The organism is Bacteroides mediterraneensis, assembly GCF_900128455.1.
Lineage (GTDB): Bacteria > Bacteroidota > Bacteroidia > Bacteroidales > Bacteroidaceae > Phocaeicola > Phocaeicola mediterraneensis.
Genome location: NZ_LT635784.1, coordinates 1 through 804, shown reverse-complemented (window position 1 = coordinate 804; position 804 = coordinate 1). Strand labels below are relative to the sequence as shown.

2 pseudogenes are annotated in these 804 nt (G+C 52.9%); both read left to right on the top strand.

From position 1 onward, the window contains the following. A pseudogene (locus tag BQ7480_RS17950) lies at positions 1 to 534 on the top strand (SusC/RagA family TonB-linked outer membrane protein); the annotation flags it as partial. 25 nt (positions 535 to 559) lie between these two features. Then, positions 560 to 804 (top strand): annotated as a pseudogene (locus BQ7480_RS17295) (RagB/SusD family nutrient uptake outer membrane protein); the annotation flags it as partial.

Sequence of the window (804 nt, the reverse complement as noted above, 5' to 3'; positions counted from 1 at the left end):
GATGCCGACGGCAACCTGATCGGTACTACAGACGCTCCGGCAGACGAAGACCGCCGTCCTCACGGATCAGCCCAGCCGAAACTGACTTACGGATGGAACAACGACTTCACATGGAAGAACTGGACGCTGACCGCCTTCTTCCAGGGTGTGGCCGGTAACAAGATTTTCAACGCCACCCGCTGCTACTACAACAACGTGAGCCTGGTAAGCAACGGTAAGAACGTGCTGGCAGAAGTGGCTGAAGGACAGAACGCACACGACTCACGTGCACAGGCTCCGTCCGACCGCTACCTGGAAAACGGTTCCTACCTCCGTCTGTCTACCTTGACTTTAGGCTATAACTTCGGCAAACTGGGCAACTGGGTCAACAACCTGCGCCTGTATGCCACTTGCAACAACGTATTCACCATCACCGGTTACAAAGGTGTAGACCCTGAAATCAGTCTGGGCGGCCTGGAACCGGGTATGGACTGGCGTAATACCACTTACCCGCGTACACGTACCTTCATGGTGGGCGTAAACGTGAATTTCTAACCCTTAACACAGGAGATTTTAAGATATGAAAACAAGAAATATATTGACTGGTGCCTTCCTGGCACTTACCGCATTCGGTTGTACCGATCTGGACGTTAATATTGAATCCCAATATACCGAGATGCCCAATTCGGAAATCGCCATAGAGGCCCAGATGAGCAACGCTTTCTATGGATTCCGCAACGCCATTGGCCGCCGTTTCGACGAGGGCGTATCCTGCAACTCGGATGAGTACACAGCCGTCAGCTTCGACGGTGACTACCTGAACGG